Annotated in this window: 16 protein-coding genes; 6 read left to right on the forward strand and 10 right to left on the reverse strand. The window is 39.2% G+C overall.

Annotated features, from left to right (window positions below; all coding sequences use genetic code 11):
- Positions 1–12: 12 nt before the first annotated feature.
- From ACSC97_RS00490 to ACSC97_RS00500, 3 genes are all read left to right on the forward strand, one after another.
- Complete coding sequence (locus tag ACSC97_RS00490) at positions 13–1,659, forward strand: MFS transporter (protein WP_436658630.1); 1,647 nt, start codon at positions 13–15, stop codon at positions 1,657–1,659.
- A gap of 125 nt (positions 1,660–1,784) precedes the next feature.
- Positions 1,785–2,852: an HlyD family secretion protein gene (locus tag ACSC97_RS00495; RefSeq protein ID WP_436658656.1), complete on the forward strand. Its 1,068-nt coding sequence runs from the start codon at positions 1,785–1,787 to the stop codon at positions 2,850–2,852.
- Positions 2,853–2,918: 66 nt separating this feature from the next.
- Complete coding sequence (locus ACSC97_RS00500) at positions 2,919–3,785, forward strand: 1-aminocyclopropane-1-carboxylate deaminase/D-cysteine desulfhydrase (protein WP_436658632.1); 867 nt, start codon at positions 2,919–2,921, stop codon at positions 3,783–3,785.
- Between the two features lie 43 nt (positions 3,786–3,828).
- Here ACSC97_RS00500 and ACSC97_RS00505 read toward each other — a convergent pair whose 3' ends face one another.
- Positions 3,829–4,194, reverse strand: a complete 366-nt coding sequence (locus ACSC97_RS00505) for a DUF4870 family protein (protein WP_099948165.1) — start codon at positions 4,192–4,194, stop codon at positions 3,829–3,831.
- A gap of 142 nt (positions 4,195–4,336) precedes the next feature.
- On the opposite strand from ACSC97_RS00505, the gene ACSC97_RS00510 reads away from it, so the two are divergent.
- A complete protein-coding gene (locus ACSC97_RS00510; RefSeq protein WP_168154775.1) occupies positions 4,337–5,533 on the forward strand; it encodes an NAD(P)/FAD-dependent oxidoreductase in 1,197 nt (398 codons plus the stop codon).
- A gap of 30 nt (positions 5,534–5,563) precedes the next feature.
- Here ACSC97_RS00510 and ACSC97_RS00515 read toward each other — a convergent pair whose 3' ends face one another.
- The 3 genes from ACSC97_RS00515 to ACSC97_RS00525 form a co-directional block, all read right to left on the reverse strand.
- Positions 5,564–5,743 carry a hypothetical protein gene (locus ACSC97_RS00515; protein ID WP_004914255.1) on the reverse strand — a complete coding sequence of 60 codons (180 nt, stop codon included), beginning with the start codon at positions 5,741–5,743 and terminating at the stop codon, positions 5,564–5,566.
- Between the two features lie 96 nt (positions 5,744–5,839).
- Entirely contained in the window at positions 5,840–7,402 is a 1,563-nt protein-coding gene (locus ACSC97_RS00520; RefSeq protein ID WP_436658635.1) for a mechanosensitive ion channel, read from the reverse strand.
- Between the two features lie 224 nt (positions 7,403–7,626).
- The gene (locus ACSC97_RS00525) at positions 7,627–7,827 is read right to left on the reverse strand and encodes a hypothetical protein (RefSeq protein ID WP_026057418.1); all 201 of its coding nucleotides are present in this window, start codon (positions 7,825–7,827) and stop codon (positions 7,627–7,629) included.
- Positions 7,828–8,039: 212 nt separating this feature from the next.
- Here ACSC97_RS00525 and ACSC97_RS00530 point away from each other — a divergent pair, with 212 nt between their 5' ends.
- Positions 8,040–8,462, forward strand: a complete 423-nt coding sequence (locus tag ACSC97_RS00530) for a hypothetical protein (protein ID WP_436658658.1) — start codon at positions 8,040–8,042, stop codon at positions 8,460–8,462.
- A 21-nt stretch (positions 8,463–8,483) separates the two neighbouring features.
- On the opposite strand, the gene ACSC97_RS00535 is transcribed toward ACSC97_RS00530, so the two are convergent.
- A complete protein-coding gene (locus ACSC97_RS00535) occupies positions 8,484–9,245 on the reverse strand; it encodes a ferredoxin--NADP reductase (protein ID WP_436658637.1) in 762 nt (253 codons plus the stop codon).
- Between the two features lie 84 nt (positions 9,246–9,329).
- Here ACSC97_RS00535 and gigC point away from each other — a divergent pair, with 84 nt between their 5' ends.
- Entirely contained in the window at positions 9,330–10,214 is an 885-nt protein-coding gene (gene gigC, locus ACSC97_RS00540; RefSeq protein WP_004914268.1) for a LysR family transcriptional regulator GigC, read from the forward strand.
- A gap of 13 nt (positions 10,215–10,227) precedes the next feature.
- On the opposite strand, the gene ACSC97_RS00545 is transcribed toward gigC, so the two are convergent.
- The 5 genes from ACSC97_RS00545 to nuoM form a co-directional block, all read right to left on the reverse strand.
- Positions 10,228–10,980 (reverse strand): excalibur calcium-binding domain-containing protein, encoded by a 753-nt coding sequence (locus ACSC97_RS00545; protein ID WP_348882825.1) that lies wholly within the window; start codon positions 10,978–10,980, stop codon positions 10,228–10,230.
- Positions 10,981–11,168: 188 nt separating this feature from the next.
- Positions 11,169–11,462 carry a cold shock domain-containing protein gene (locus ACSC97_RS00550; protein WP_005158613.1) on the reverse strand — a complete coding sequence of 98 codons (294 nt, stop codon included), beginning with the start codon at positions 11,460–11,462 and terminating at the stop codon, positions 11,169–11,171.
- 117 nt (positions 11,463–11,579) lie between these two features.
- On the reverse strand, positions 11,580–12,215 hold the full coding sequence (gene upp, locus ACSC97_RS00555; protein ID WP_075696145.1) for a uracil phosphoribosyltransferase: 636 nt from the start codon (positions 12,213–12,215) through the stop codon (positions 11,580–11,582).
- A gap of 114 nt (positions 12,216–12,329) precedes the next feature.
- Complete coding sequence (gene nuoN, locus ACSC97_RS00560; protein WP_004914279.1) at positions 12,330–13,826, reverse strand: NADH-quinone oxidoreductase subunit NuoN; 1,497 nt, start codon at positions 13,824–13,826, stop codon at positions 12,330–12,332.
- 3 nt (positions 13,827–13,829) lie between these two features.
- A complete protein-coding gene (gene nuoM, locus ACSC97_RS00565) occupies positions 13,830–15,428 on the reverse strand; it encodes an NADH-quinone oxidoreductase subunit M (RefSeq protein ID WP_004952461.1) in 1,599 nt (532 codons plus the stop codon).
- Position 15,429: the final 1 nt, after the last annotated feature.

The raw sequence follows: 15,429 nt of genomic DNA on the forward strand, positions 1-15,429 counted from the left end.
TCGAGGAATAATATGGATAACAGCCCTCGCTATCTTGAAACTCCACCCGATTGGTCAGCCGATGAACGCCCTACGCTACCCGGCTCTCCTGCGGCTATCGCACATGCAAAGCCAAAACGTTTTGCATATTTCTTTATTGGGCTATTTATTTGTATTGCTGCCAGTTTAAGTAATGGTTTTATTGTCGCTAATTTACCAATTTTCCAAGGTGAGTATGGTCTCACACCATCACAAGCTGCTTGGTTACCTGCTGCTTATGTGATGGCAAATGTCAGTTCAAATTTGATCTTATTTAAAGCTCGGCAACAGTATGGCTTAAGACTATTTTCAGAAATTGGATTATTAGTATTCATTGGTGTGTTGGTCTTACACATCTTTGTTAAAACCTATGAAATGGCTTTATTTGTCCGTTTTATTGCAGGTTTAGCCGCTGCTCCACTTAGCTCATTGGGTATGTATTACACCATGCAAGCTTTTGCTAAAGCAGATATGGCTAAAGGGATTTATTTGGCTTTCGGCTTTCAGCAACTCGGTTTGCCTTTGGCTTGGATTATCTCGCCGTTTTTACTAAGCGCCAATCAATGGGATGTGATTTATACCTTTGAACTGGGTTTGGCAATTTGTTGTTTTGCAATGGTGGTAGCTTTAAAACTGCCTCGAAGTATGCGTCTCGCGGTTTTTGAGAAACAAGACTTCTTTACCTTTGCACTGCTCGCTCCAGGTTTCGCCTGCCTGTGTATCGTGTTAACACAAGGGCCTATTCACTGGTGGTTTGATAGCCCTTGGTTAGCCTATACCTTGATCGTCGGTTTTTGTTTAATTGTGTTCGGTTTGACTTATGAACATTATCGTCGCAATCCACTGATCATGACCCGTTGGTTGGCGACAGGCGATCTTTTGAGTTTCATCGTCAGTGCCTTTGCACTCAGACTATTAATGTCTGAACAAAGCTACGCTGCGGTCAATTTTCTAAAAACTGTTGGTATGGGTCCTGATCAATTTGTTCCGCTTTATGTGGTTATTTTCTGTGGAACGATTGCAGGTTCGGTATTTAGTGCGCTGACATTTCATCGTGAGCGTTTAATTTTAAATTTATTTCTAGCTGAAATTTTAATTCTGATCGCCTGTGCTTTGGATTATCACCTGACCAGTGATGTACGACCTGCCAATTTTTATCGAAGCCAGTTCTTGGTGAGTTTTGCAGGGGGCGTATTTATTGGTCCTCTGCTATTGATGGGTTTTATGCGTACCTTACAGCGTGGTCCTCAATATGTCGTGACCTTTATTGTATTGTTCTCAGCTACGCAAAACTTTGGTGGTTTAGTCGGTTCATCATTTTTCAATACCTATCAGCAACGCCACACTTATGATTATAAAGTTGAGATTAGTAGCAATCTCGATCCTACCGATCCCCTCGTCGCACAGCGTTTGCAAAGTTATCAACATAGTTCAATGCTCACAACGAATGACCCTGTTTTACAAAACAATCAAGCCCTACAGAATTTAAATAAGGTGGTGACTCGTGAAGCTCAGGTTCGTGCCTACAACGATGTGATTGCCTTAAATGGCATCTTTGCCGTTATTTTGCTGCTTTGGGGCTTATTTAAATATGCTCGGAATAAGTACAAAACCCGTAGAAGCTTGCAAACAGCAAATTAATTTTTATTGTATTTGATTGAGAAAAAATTATGTCTGAACAAGAGAAACCTGAAAGCTCCAAGATCGAAAACGCTGAGCAGAATAATCATGCTCAGTCTGACAAAGCAGTTGAGTCCGTGCCAAAAATGCCACCACCGCCTCCACCTACAACCAGTAAATTGATTAAAACCAAACGCTCTACCTTATGGTGGATGCTTTTAGTATTAATCGTGGGGATTACCATTATTTTATGGGCGTGGCGAATTGGTCCATTTCATACAGAGATTGAACAAACTGACAACAGCTATGTGAAAGGCAAAACCACCATTCTTTCCTCACAGATTAATGGCTATATCAAAGATGTATTGGTCAAGGACTTTGATCAGGTCAAACAAGGTCAGGTGTTGATGCATATTGATGCAACCACCTATGATCAAAAAGTCACGCAGGCTGTCTCAGGTGTAGAACAAGCAGAAAATAGTCTAGCCAATCAAACTCAAGCCATCGCCCAACGACAAGCTGATGTGGTTGCAGCGCAAGCCAAACTTGATCAAGTCAAAGCGCAATACGACTTATCCATCGCACAACTTAAGCGCTATCAAAAACTTGGAGATAGCGGTGCAGCATCAAAATCTGAACAGGATAAAGCGGCTGCGGATGCACAAAATAATCTAGCTTTGCTCAAACAAGCGCAGGCGAATATCCTCGTTGCACAAGAAGCATTAAAAACGGCACAAGTCGCTCAAGCTGGACTAAAAGCACAAGTGAATAGCGCACAAGCGCAATTAGATCAAGCCAATACCACAAAGGATTACAGCACGATTGTTGCACCGTTAGATGGTCAACTCGGTGAGGTCAATCCACGAGTAGGTCAATACGTGGCGGCAGGAACACAATTATTGTATTTAATCCCGAAACAAACATGGGTGATTGCGAACTTTAAAGAAACGCAAATAGCCAATATGAAAATTGGGCAAAAAGCGTATTTTACTGTGGATGCCATGAATCATCAGAAATTCACAGGACATGTAGAGCAAATTTCCCCTGCGGCTGGTTCCGAATTTAGCGTACTAAAACCTGATAATGCCACAGGTAACTTTACTAAAGTGGTGCAACGGATTGCAGTGCGTATTGCGATAGATCCAAACCAAAAAGGCATCGAAAATTTACGTCCTGGTATGTCCGTGATTAGCTCTGTAGATACCGACTCTTAATGCAGCACTGACATTCTCAATCAAATACATTTACAATGTGATCAAATCCAATTTTTGTTTATTCCAATGTTTGATCACATTGCTTTTCCAACTCCTTATCAAACATTAGACCTTCCCTTTCCTGTGCAATTGACAGTGAAACGTCTTGATCTCATTCACCCTCAGATTTCAGGGAATAAATTTTTTAAACTGAAATACAATCTACTCGAAGCTAAGCAACAAAATTTGAATCAAGTACTGACCTTTGGCGGGGCCTACTCCAACCACATCGCTGCAACAGCTTATGCAGCTCATTATTTTGGTTTCCAAAGTATTGGCATTATTCGGGGTGAAGAGTTAGCAAAGCAAGCATTGAATTCAACCCTGCAAACCGCACAAGATTTTGGTATGCAACTGCATTTTGTCAGTCGAGCTGAATACCGACTTCGCCATGAACTTGAGTATTTACAACAATTAAAACAGCGTTATCCAAATACTTGGATTATTCCAGAAGGTGGGACTAATCAACTTGCGATACAAGGCACGAAAGAAATTCTGTCTGCTGATGATCGAGAAAATTATGATGTGATTTGTTGTGCTGTCGGTACAGGTGGCACGATTGCAGGGATCATCGAAAGTAGTTCAGCTCAGCAGCATATTTTAGGCTTTTCGGCACTTAAAGGTGATTTTCTCAAGCACGATATTCAACAATGGACCAATAAAACCAACTGGTCTTTAACAGATGAATATTGTTGTGGTGGTTATGCCAAAACCAATTCTGAACTGCTGAAATTTATGCAGCAATTCGAACAACAATATGCTGTTCCACTCGAGCAGGTCTACACAGCTAAAATGATGATGGGATTATTTGATTTAATTCAACAAGGGCACTTCCCTGTGAATACGGGAATCTTAGCGATTCATACAGGTGGGCTACAAGGACGCATAAAATAAAAGTCACCCTGAAGTGACTTTTTGATCTACTGATTCTAACGGCTTAAAACCATCCATCACCGATTGGTTTATTATCCATAAACACCACAAGACCTTTTACTATGCGATAAATAAACCAAATCGACACCGCAAACAAGATTGGAATGCCGATGAGGACAAATGACAATACGAAACCAATCACAGCACCAATTAGCGTGAACCAAAAGGTTTTGATTTGCCATTCAAAATGGCTCGCCAACCACGTACCTTGTACTTCATTACGTTTCATATAGTTCATGATGACAGCTGCAATACTGGTCAAACCCACAAAAATACTGGCTGCATATAAACCATAGGCAATTAAAGTATATTGTCTTAGTTGATCTTGGTTGTTCGGCTGAATATCGTTTAAAAATGTTTTATCGTTCATTATTTTTTACCCCTCTATAGAATTCAACTTTATAGCATGCCTTGATTTTAAAGGCATATTTTTTAATCAAACAATCGACGTACTCAAAAGGCTTTAAATCTTCTATAATTGCCCGCTTTTCGTATTCTATCGAGTAATGCTCATGGTTCATCAAGTTGATGTGGTTGTTTTAGGTGCAGGTGCATCGGGCTTGATGTTAGCTGCTGAAGCAGGCAAACGTGGACGTTCAGTCGTCGTACTTGAAAAAGCCAATAAAGTCGGTAAAAAAATTCTGATGTCAGGTGGTGGTAAATGCAACTTCACCAATTTAGAAGTGGAGCCTTCCAACTATCTTTCAGAAAATCCTCATTTTGTGATTTCAGCCTTAACCCGTTATACCAATTGGGATTTTATTGGTTTGGTCTGTGAATATGGCATTGAATACGAAGAACGTAAACATGGTCAGCTCTTCACGTTGAAAGGCTCTAAAGAAATTCTTGAATTGTTACTTTCAGAATGTAGCAAATCAAAGCACGTTGAAATTCAAACACACTGCGAAGTTGAACAGGTAAAAAATAAAGCAGATTCAGGTTTTATTATTGAAACCAATCAAGGCACTTATCACTGTGAGTCGTTAGTGGTTGCCACTGGTGGTTTATCGATTCCAACATTAGGCGGTTCAGGTTTTGGCTATGAACTGGCAAAGCAGTTCGGACATCATGTATTTCCAACCCGTGCTGGTCTTGTTCCCTTTACTTTTTCGGATCAGTTTAAAGAAGTAACCACTCGCTTAAGTGGTAATGCATTAGATGTAACCTTGATCAACGATCGTCATCAATTTACTGAAGCACTTTTATTTACCCATCGCGGTTTAAGTGGTCCAAGCTCCTTGCAACTATCCAATTACTGGCATGTTGGAGAAAGTTTTAAAATAGACTTTTTCCCAAGCCAAGATTTATTGGATTTTTTCAAAGCCAAGAAAAAATTACAACCTAAAGTTCTACTCAGAACTTTACTGAATGAGTTCACTGCAAAAAGTATCATTGTTGAGTTACAGCAACTCATTTGGGCGGATCACAGTGAAACTGCGATTGGCAATATCAGTGATGCTCAACTTGAGCACATTGCAACACAACTACATGCTTATGCTGTAAAACCTTCAGGAACTGAGGGATATCGAACTGCAGAAGTGACTCTCGGTGGTGTAGATACCAGTGAGGTATCCTCCAAAACCATGGAAAGTAAAAAACAAAAAGGCTTGTACTTTATTGGAGAGGTTCTCGATGTAACAGGTCATCTTGGGGGATATAACTTCCAATGGGCGTGGTCATCAGCACAAGCCGCTGCTCAATTCGTCTAGAAAATTCAAATTGAGAGATCATTTGATGAACTAAGAGTGATGCTCAGGAGAATTCGCTGCTTCAACAGAAGAGGATTGCGAGCTATTTGATGTTGATTTTTCTTTGCTCGTGCCAGACTTTGCGATTACGAATTTATATGCACTTGCCAAAAATCCTACGGTGATTCCAGCAATAATAATCGGTGCAAATACGCGGTTAGGCTTCTTCATTTAATTCTCCTATAGACTTTTTATTTATTGAAAAAACAAAACGACCACCCTGTTAAGAGTGGTCGAATTGATCAAAAAAATCAAAGATTATTTTTTCTATTCATCTGAATATGGAGATGAAGGAGGAGTTGGATTGTTATTGGTACTGATTGTAGGTTGATTTTGATGAATTGGATTTGGTTGCTTAGCTTCGGTTTTTGCTTTATCCAATAAATCTGTCAATAAACGTTCAGCAGGTTGACGACCCCCTAAACCAAATGCCAATGCAAAAGCAACTGCAACAGAACCCAACGTCAAACCAAATGCCAAGTTAACGATCGAATCGGCAATACCCATTGCTTTTAGACCCATCGCAATAACTAAGCCCATGATCAAAATGCGAACTAGATTACCTAACCAACGTGAGCTGTTGTATTCACCACGTTGCACGACATTCGCAACCACATTTGCAAGCCAAAAACCGATTACCAAGATCACAGCACCGAGTAAAATGTCTGCACCGAATTGGATAAACATGGCAATCAAGCCACTCACCTGTTCTAAGCCTAAGCGATTCGCTGCTTCAGAAACAGCAAATAACATAGTAAAGAACACGATCAAGTAGCCAACAATATCAGAAACACGTGTTTGTCCAAGAAAACGTTGTACATCAAGTTTCATCGGAACTTCGTCAACACCAGCACCTGATATTAATTCAGCGACCAAACGTCCAACAAATCTCGATACCACATAAGCCACGATTAAAATCAATCCAGCCGCGATAATTTGTGGAATTGCATGCATAATTTCATTCAACATCGCTGTTGCTGGTTGTGAAATTGCTTCAACACCCAATGCTTCAAATGCCACAATTAATGCTGTGATGATAATAATTGCAAATACAAATGAACCTAAGAATTTAGAAACACTTGAATTTTTAAATAATCCGATCTTTTCTGCTTGAGCCTGTAAACCTAAGCTATTGGTTAAGCCCTCAACAATACCACGAACGATTTTCGCTAAAATGTAACCAACAAAAATGATTACGCCTGTAATGAATAGATTCGGTAAGAATGCAATTGCTTCATTCACCATATTCTGTACAGGAACAAGTAGCCCATTTAAACCGAGAATAGATAAAACAATCGGCAAGAATAATAATAGAACTAACCAATAAAAGATCTCAGCAATATTACTGCTCAGTGAACTAACACCAACTTCACTACTTAACTTATCGTCTAACTGAGTTTTGGATAATACATTGGTCAAGCCTACACGTACCAAGCGTGCAACAATCCAACCAATAAATCCGACGGCAACAGCAGCTAACAGATTTGGAATATAAGCCAGTACACGACCAACCATATTGCTAAATGGATCGCTTACACCACTAATATTTAAGACATTTAATGCGCCAACAACGGCCAAAATCATCACAAACCAAAATACAAGTTTGGAGATGAGACTTTCTATATTGGGCGCTCTACCAGTCGCCGATGACAATTTATGATTGGTATCAAATTTTTGTAATAACTTTTTCACGCCTGCTGCAATCACTAGGGCAATAATCCAACCCACCAGTAGAATAACAATTGCGGCTAATATTGGCTGAAATTGATCCCAATAATACATTGCATCAAATCCCCCTCTTTGGGATGGATCACTAAAAATTTCATTCATGTCTTGTTATCCTTTTATGTGTTTTTTAAGTCAAATAGCTACCCATACTCATTCTGTTAAGAGAAAATCACGAATGGATAGCTAAACCATAATTTTTGCTTAATTCTCAATCAACGAACAGCATCACTAATACAACAAAAATTACGCATAATTTTGCAAAAAAGCCCACTAGTTCACACCAATGAGCTCGTTAAATCGATTAGGTTTGGTCTAAGATAGATTGCTTACGCATTTAAAAGGACCGAATGCAACTGTGACATGATCACTTGTGCAGTAGGTTTATTCGAATGGTCTGCAACCATAAAAATTAATAATGCTAGCAAGAACAGCCCTACGATAATGAGCATATAGACTGGTAATTTCCTTTTCCTTGCTATTTCTTCTTTACTGGCCACATGAGGCTGTGGCTTACTAAAATCATGCATCATAGTTTGCCCTCATCCTTTTATTGCTTAGACCTTTATATTAGCAATGGACTGTGTTGCATTGTGTGACAAAGCTTCGCACTATCGTTGTTTTGTTTGCATAACTCTACTTTTTATTATTTGCTTTCTTGTATAAAATATAGGCGGTTTAGAAAATGATAAAAATAAGCTATAATCCTCTGTCACGTTTCTGTTCTGTTTTTAATTACTGTATGTCCTATAGCCAACAAAGTGTTTCTCTAGATTTAGACACTGATGTCACACATCAATGTTTTTTACATCACACACGCGATGAACATTTGATTGGTATTATCGAGTTCAATAAACCAAGCTATATTTTAAAATGGGGTGATCTAGAATATTTCCGTCGACGTACTGAAGAATTCTCGGTTATGCCCTTACCCGATTGCATTAATGCAATGATTATCGATATTCGGAATGTACAACCATTTCTCGATAATGAAGTTCCGATTTTACCTTGGCGCTTACTTGAAGAAGATTGCACAGTTCGACTGGTTGTTCCCCATGATCGCTTAGAGCACTACACTGGACTTTTTGAGCCTACATGGCTGAATACAGATGTTGATACCGCAATTCAAGAAATCCGCGAATTTATGGATATGTTTGTTCACTAATAACATATCCATGCGTACATATTACCAATAGTTCTCTACAGCAATATTTCCCTCACCACGACGATTCATCGTCAGTCCACGTTGTTTTAATGCATCCTTAGTATCTTCTACCATTTGTGGATTACCGCATAACATCACATGGCTAGTAGCAGGATTGAGTGATAGGCCAAGCACTTTTTCTAGCTCACCATTTTCAATCAAAACAGGTAAACGATCATGTAGGGTCGCATTTGGATCACGGGTAATTATAGGTACAAATTTGAAACCTGTATGCCCTTCACCAAAGCTCTCAGCGATCTCTTGTATACGATCTACATAAGCCAGTTCAGCTGTAGATCTCACACTATATATAAGATGAATATGCTGATATTTCGTCCACGTTTCAAAATCTTGGAGCATAGATAAAAAAGGAGCCAATCCAGTACCTGTGGCTAATAACCATAAATCATGAGCTAAAGGCAATTGATAGCGAGCTAAAGTTAAATACCCATACGCAGTTTTGTCGAGATATAACTCATCACCGATTTCAAGATGTTGAAGGTTTGAAGTAAACGCACCATCAGGTACAACGATAGAAAAGAATTCCAGATTTTCATCAAAAGGTGAAGAAACGACTGAATATGCACGAACCACCAATTCACCATTTACCATCAACCCAATACGAGCAAATTGACCTGCTGTAAATTTAAAATGGGCGGGTCTCGTCATCGTGAAACTAAAAAGATTGTGAGCCCAACGATGTACAGATAAAACCTTTTCTACGGTAAATTTTTCAATTGACATGATTTGAACGTGGCACGAAACAGTATGCTCATGTTAGCATGATCGAATATTTGATGGATACTCAAAACATTAAGGCTATATAACATGCGAATGACCTTACGCCAATTGGCTGTTTTTGTGGCGGTCGCTCAGGAAGGAACCGTAACCAAAGCCAGTGATGCTGTTAGACTTACTCAAAGTGCAGCAAGTATGGCTTTAGCTGATTTAGAAGATGGTCTTGGTGCGCCATTGTTCGATCGACTCGGCAAGCGTTTACAGCTTAATGATTTGGGACGCTTTTTATTGCCACAAGCATTAGAAATATTAGGTCGCTGTGAATCTTTTGAGCAAGCAGCCAAAGGTGAATTACAAAGTATTGACCTTAGATTGGGAGCAACGCTCACAATCAGCGACTACTTGATGCCTGATTTAATGGCTGATTTCTTACAAAAACACCCACAGGCACACTTACAATTACAAGTGGGTAATACTCGTCAAATGATTGAAGCAGTCAATCAATTCCAACTGGATTTAGCTTTAATTGAAGGTTCTTGTCATTTGCCACAATTACAGTGTATTCACTGGCGTGATGATGAATTAGCCGTTTGCTGTGCACCTTCACATCCTCTTGCTCAAATTCAACGTGCATTAAGCCCTGCTGACTTTCTAAATGTTGAATGGATTTTACGTGAAGAAGGCTCTGGTACACGTGAAGTTTTTGACAATGCAATTTTACAAGATGTTCCTGATGCGAATATTCGTTTGACCTTAGGTCATAACGAAGCAATTTTAAAAATTGTAGCGGGTGGGCTTGGAATGTCCTGTGTATCAAGATTGGCGATTGAGCCTTTAGCTGAAAAAGGTCAATTGGTCATCCTTGACACACCGTTCTGGCAACTGACAAGACCACTTTATATGCTGGTACACCGTCAAAAATATCAGGGACCAGGATTAAAAGCCTTTCTACAATTTTGTGAAGATCAGATTTAAATCTGATCTTTTTTTACCAACGTGAATCATTTTCACATGGCTCACCATCATGATCACTATCCATTTTTGTATCTGGACAATTTCTTACAAACCAACGTGCCTCTTCAAGTGATCGCATTTGAGAACAATGTTTTCTACCATCACATTGAAAATGATTAGGGTTGCTATTTACTGCTTGAGTATTTGCTATTTCTAAGGTTTCCTGTATTACAGGTTGATTTGTCAATTCATTACGATGCAAAGAGTCTTGAATAAAACCATACACAAAATAGCCGATTATGCCAAAAATAATGACTGTAATGATTGTCCCAAAAAAACCACCTGATTCATTCTTTCGTTTAGTTTTTCTTCTTGAATGAGATACGATACGTTTGGGTGTCGTGTTATATGAATTTCGTGATGAGGAATTTACTCGTTCCGACGTTGTATGTTGCGAGTTTTGTGATGAAAAACTCCAATTTACGGTATTGATTTCTTTAGTTTTACCAACAATTCTCAAAGTATTTTGGGTGTTTTGTAAACCCTCTAAAGCACGCTGACAACTTCTTAAAAAGTCATTTTGATTGGTCAATTGGAAATTTTCATGTACCACTTTATTACGCATAGTGGCTATCCAACGTATATTCTTCACTAGCCCAACTTCAAGCTGATATTCAATGCTCGTTAATTTTTCATGCAAACCACGCCCAGTAGCTCCAAATTTTTGCTCCAGCAATGCTTCCAAAGCCTTGCTTTGAGTAACTACAATATCAATATCACTTTGCATAATGGCACCCCCATTCTTTATTATATTTTTTAATTATTCCAGTTTTTAGCATCAGATTACCCCAAAAAATTCAACACGTAATATATAAAATTTGACATCATCACAAAAAATAATGCTGCCCTGTTAGACTGCGATAAAGTAAAAGCAAGTATTTTTATTTGCTGATGAGCGATTCATCATGCATTCTCCTAACGTCGAAAGTTTGATAACAATTCTGATGTAATCGATTGATTATGAGCCAATATTTTATTTTTTTTAGTTTTTGCAGGATTCGGATCTACTCGTTCAATTTGTACTGCTTTAAATTTTCCATTATTTTCTAGGGCTACAAATTTTACTTTTTCATTTCGTTTCGGCTCACCTTCCGATGCAGGAAAATCTGAAATATGAAAAAAGATCTCGCCTTCAGCAGTTGCAATAAAACCAAACCCTTTGTCTGGATTATATTGTTTAACTTTTCCCTGATAAAATTCTTTCTTCATGACATTCACCTAATTTTGCAAGTACTGTATTTCAGTATATAAAAAAAGAGACTTTAAATCCTCCCCTGAAAACAGTACGGTTGGATTAAGTCTCTTTTTTAAGCATATTTTCAAAAATTAATCTTTTTGCACACTTCCAAAGATTTTATCGCCTGCATCACCCAAACCAGGCACGATATAACCTTCTTCATTCAGGCCTTGATCAATTGAAGCCGTATAAATACGAACATCAGGATGTGCAGCTTCAACTTTTGCAATCCCTTCAGGAGCAGCAACCAAAATCATCACTCGAATATCTTTACAGCCACTTGCTTTCAATACATCAATTGCAGCAATCAATGAATTACCCGTTGCAAGCATAGGATCAATAATCATCGCCAAACGATTAGCGACATCTGGTACTAGCTTTTTATAGTAAGTGCGAACTTCTAAAGTTGTTTCGTCACGTTCTAAACCTAAAACACTCACCTTTGCACTTGGAATCAGGTTAAGTACACCTTCTAGCATTCCAATTCCTGCACGAAGAATCGGAACAATCGTGATTTTTTTCCCTGCAATACGTTGAGTTGTTACTTTCCCTGCCCACCCATCAATTTCGTGATCCACAACAGATAAGTCCTTTGTTGCTTCATACGTCAATAGCATCGTAACTTCTTGCGCTAATTCACGGAAGTTCTTAGTACTAATGTCAGAGCGACGAAGTAAACCAAGTTTATGGCGAATAAGCGGATGACGAATTTCTTGAATCGACACGAGTAAGTACCTAGCTAATATAAATATTCGCTTATTATAAAGTGTTTTTTTACTATTCAATAAAAAAGCCCCCAGTTTTGGAGGCTTTTTTGTACAAATCAGATTATCAGATGATTACTGTTGCTGAGATAACATGAAATGTAATGGAGAAAGAATCTCTGATTTCAATGCTAAATTGATCATTGGATCTGGATAGATACCCAAGAACAATACCAACAATGCAGCACCTAGTACCATGATCCCACCAACTTTAGTTCCCCAATGTGCATCAGCATCAATACGAGGAGTATCTGGTGAAGTCATGTACATCACAACCATGACACGCAAATAGTAGTACAAACCGATACCACTACCCACAACGATCATTGCAGCTAAGAACCAGTGTTGAGTTGTTACTGCAGCCATAACCACAAGGAACTTACCAATAAAGCCCGCTGTTAATGGGATACCAGCTAGCGATAACATCATCACAGTTAATGTTGCAGTCAAAATCGGACGACGCCAGAACAAACCACGGTAGTCAGCAAGACTTTGTGCTTCATCCACGTTGTTATAAGGGCTCGACATTAACGTAACTGCACCAAACGCACCGATTGTTGTAAGTACATAAGTAATCACATAGACCGTCACGCTACCAAGGCTCGCATAAGTCATGCTAATTAAAGCAATTAACAAATAACCAAAGTGAGCAATCGATGAATAACCAAGAATACGTTTCAAGTTTACTTGACGTACTGCAAGTAAGTTACCTACTAAAATTGACAATACAGCAATAATTGTAAGAACTGTTACCAGCGATTCAACTAGGATTGCACCTGATGCCAATAAGTAACGTACAAACAAACCGATCGTTGCTACTTTCGCAGCTGTCGCCAAGAATGTTGCCATCGGTGCTGGAGCACCTGCATACACATCAGGTGTCCATTTGTGGAATGGAGCAAGTGACAGTTTAAACGCAACAGCAAAGATGATTAAGCCTAAGCCCAATAACACCATTGGTTGTTTGATTGCAGTGAATAACGCTTGTACAGAATCATAGAATGATAATGAACCCGTATAAGCATAAATATACGCCATACCCATTAACAACATTGCAGATGCCGTCGCTGAAAGCACAAGATATTTAATCCCTGCTTCCAAAGATTGGCTGCGCTGATGGGTATATGCCAACATACCATATACTGGAATTGACATTAATTCTAAGCTGATAAAGAACGAAGCATAATGAGAGCTAGCAACCATCAACATCGCACCAGCTACTGAACAAAGTAGCAAGATGTACAACTCTTCGCGATTGTCTTTATATGTCTCAATATAAGCATGTGACAAAGTACAACATGCCAAAGCTGCGATCAAAATCATGAATTGATAGAGCATGGTAAATGGATCAACCATAAACATGCCCATCACGTTTACAGGTGCATAGTGACCTGTATACGCAGTGTATGCGATAAAAATTGCAGCGAGGTTAAGCCCCACAACTGAAGTTGTTGCGATTAAATTATGATTACGTTTAATCGAAATCAATAACATCACAACAATTGCAGTCAACGCCACAATCATCACAGGGACGAGCGGCATAAGTTCAGAAAAAGAAAGTGTGAAGTTCATGGTTTATTGCATCTCCACATGCTCAAGTTGAGTTGCTGTCTGCTGAACAGTTTCAACAACTTCTTGTACTGGCATATAACTATTTACTAACCATTGCATGCTTGAATGCGATACATCCAAGAATGTTTGTGGGTAAATACCTAACCAAACCAAACCGATCACACAGATCATCAAGATAGTAACTTCACGTGCTGATAAATCTTTTAATGGGCTTGTATAGTGCTGCTGTTGCTCTGGATTTGGTGTACCAAACAATGCTTTATGAATCAAAATCAAACCATAAAGACCAGCAAACACCAAGCTTACTGCCGCAATAATCGTGAATACAGGATAAGCTTTGAATGAACCCATCAAGATCAGGAATTCACCAATAAAGTTACCTAAACCTGGTACACCTACAAGTGCAGCTACAAAGAACATTAAGAAAAATGGAAGGTACTGCAGCTGACCGCGTAAACCACCCATTAAGCGTAAGTCACGTGTATGTAAACGCTCATAAACCTGACCAGACATGATAAATAATGCAGCAGATGACAAGCCATGTGCCAACATCATGATCATAAGTCCCTGGAATGTCAGGATATTACCTGCGTAAATAGCAAGTAAGATGAAACCCATGTGCGAAATAGACGTATATGCAAGCAAACGTTTCATATCTGTTTGCTGGTACGCTAAGAATGCACCGTAGAAAATACCAATCAAACCAAGAATGATCGCAATATCAGCAAATTGCGCTGATGCTGCTGGGAAGAATGGGATAACGAAACGAAGTAAACCATAGGCTGCTGTTTTAATCAAAATACCAGCTAAGTCCACAGAACCTGCAGTTGGTGCTTGTGCATGCGCATCAGGTAACCAACCATGTAATGGGAACACAGGTAATTTCACAGCAAAACCGATGAAGAAACATAGCATAAATGCATAAGCAACTTCAGGCGGTAAGTGGTTCGCCACAGCCAATAAATAGTTGTAATCGAAGCCTATCATACCTGTCATCATGTATCCATAAACCACAAGGCCTAAGATACCGATCAACATGATCAAACCAGCAATTTGCGTGTATAAGAAGAACTTGGTTGCAGCATAAACACGTGAACGACCATTCGAGCCTTTATGACCCCATAACGCAATCAAGAAGTAGATTGGTACGAGCATCATCTCCCAGAAGAAGAAGAACAAGAATAAATCAATCGCCAAGAATACACCGATAACACCACCTAAACTCCATAGGAGGTTTAAATGGAAGAAACCAACATTCTTTTGGATCTCACCCCATGAACAGCCAACCGCAAGTACACCAAGTAATGCTGTCAGTAATACCATGAGTAAAGATAATCCATCCACTGCCAAGTGAATGCTAATGCCTAGTGTCTGAATCCAAGGTAAATGGAACTCAGCCGCCCAAGTTGGGACTTTACCACCCAACTCGTAACTAAATGTACCACTTTGCCAAAGCGCAATGCCTAAACCAAAGGTAATAAGCATACCAATTAAGGCAATCCAACGCGGTAATTGTTGGTCGAATTTATCAACCAACCAACAAATAAAACCAGCAATGAAAGGAACTAAAATCAGTGCGGGTAAAATTAAATTGTTTTCCATT

Origin of the sequence: Acinetobacter sp. P1(2025), assembly GCF_051390655.1 — a bacterium.
Classification (GTDB): domain Bacteria; phylum Pseudomonadota; class Gammaproteobacteria; order Pseudomonadales; family Moraxellaceae; genus Acinetobacter; species Acinetobacter junii.

Coding starts and splice junctions, on each gene's coding strand:
- ACSC97_RS00520 (WP_436658635.1), bottom strand. CDS start 7,402: ATGAATGAAATTTTTAGTGATCCATCCCAAAGAGGGGGATTTGATGCA.
- nuoN (WP_004914279.1), bottom strand. CDS start 13,826: ATGAACTTCACACTTTCTTTTTCTGAACTTATGCCGCTCGTCCCTGTG.
- ACSC97_RS00495 (WP_436658656.1), top strand. CDS start 1,785: ATGCCACCACCGCCTCCACCTACAACCAGTAAATTGATTAAAACCAAA.
- ACSC97_RS00490 (WP_436658630.1), top strand. CDS start 13: ATGGATAACAGCCCTCGCTATCTTGAAACTCCACCCGATTGGTCAGCC.
- ACSC97_RS00500 (WP_436658632.1), top strand. CDS start 2,919: ATGTTTGATCACATTGCTTTTCCAACTCCTTATCAAACATTAGACCTT.
- ACSC97_RS00550 (WP_005158613.1), bottom strand. CDS start 11,462: ATGAAGAAAGAATTTTATCAGGGAAAAGTTAAACAATATAATCCAGAC.
- ACSC97_RS00535 (WP_436658637.1), bottom strand. CDS start 9,245: ATGTCAATTGAAAAATTTACCGTAGAAAAGGTTTTATCTGTACATCGT.
- ACSC97_RS00530 (WP_436658658.1), top strand. CDS start 8,040: ATGTCCTATAGCCAACAAAGTGTTTCTCTAGATTTAGACACTGATGTC.
- ACSC97_RS00510 (WP_168154775.1), top strand. CDS start 4,337: ATGGTTCATCAAGTTGATGTGGTTGTTTTAGGTGCAGGTGCATCGGGC.
- ACSC97_RS00525 (WP_026057418.1), bottom strand. CDS start 7,827: ATGCATGATTTTAGTAAGCCACAGCCTCATGTGGCCAGTAAAGAAGAA.
- gigC (WP_004914268.1), top strand. CDS start 9,330: ATGCGAATGACCTTACGCCAATTGGCTGTTTTTGTGGCGGTCGCTCAG.
- nuoM (WP_004952461.1), bottom strand. CDS start 15,428: ATGGAAAACAATTTAATTTTACCCGCACTGATTTTAGTTCCTTTCATT.
- ACSC97_RS00515 (WP_004914255.1), bottom strand. CDS start 5,743: ATGAAGAAGCCTAACCGCGTATTTGCACCGATTATTATTGCTGGAATC.
- ACSC97_RS00505 (WP_099948165.1), bottom strand. CDS start 4,194: ATGAACGATAAAACATTTTTAAACGATATTCAGCCGAACAACCAAGAT.
- ACSC97_RS00545 (WP_348882825.1), bottom strand. CDS start 10,980: ATGCAAAGTGATATTGATATTGTAGTTACTCAAAGCAAGGCTTTGGAA.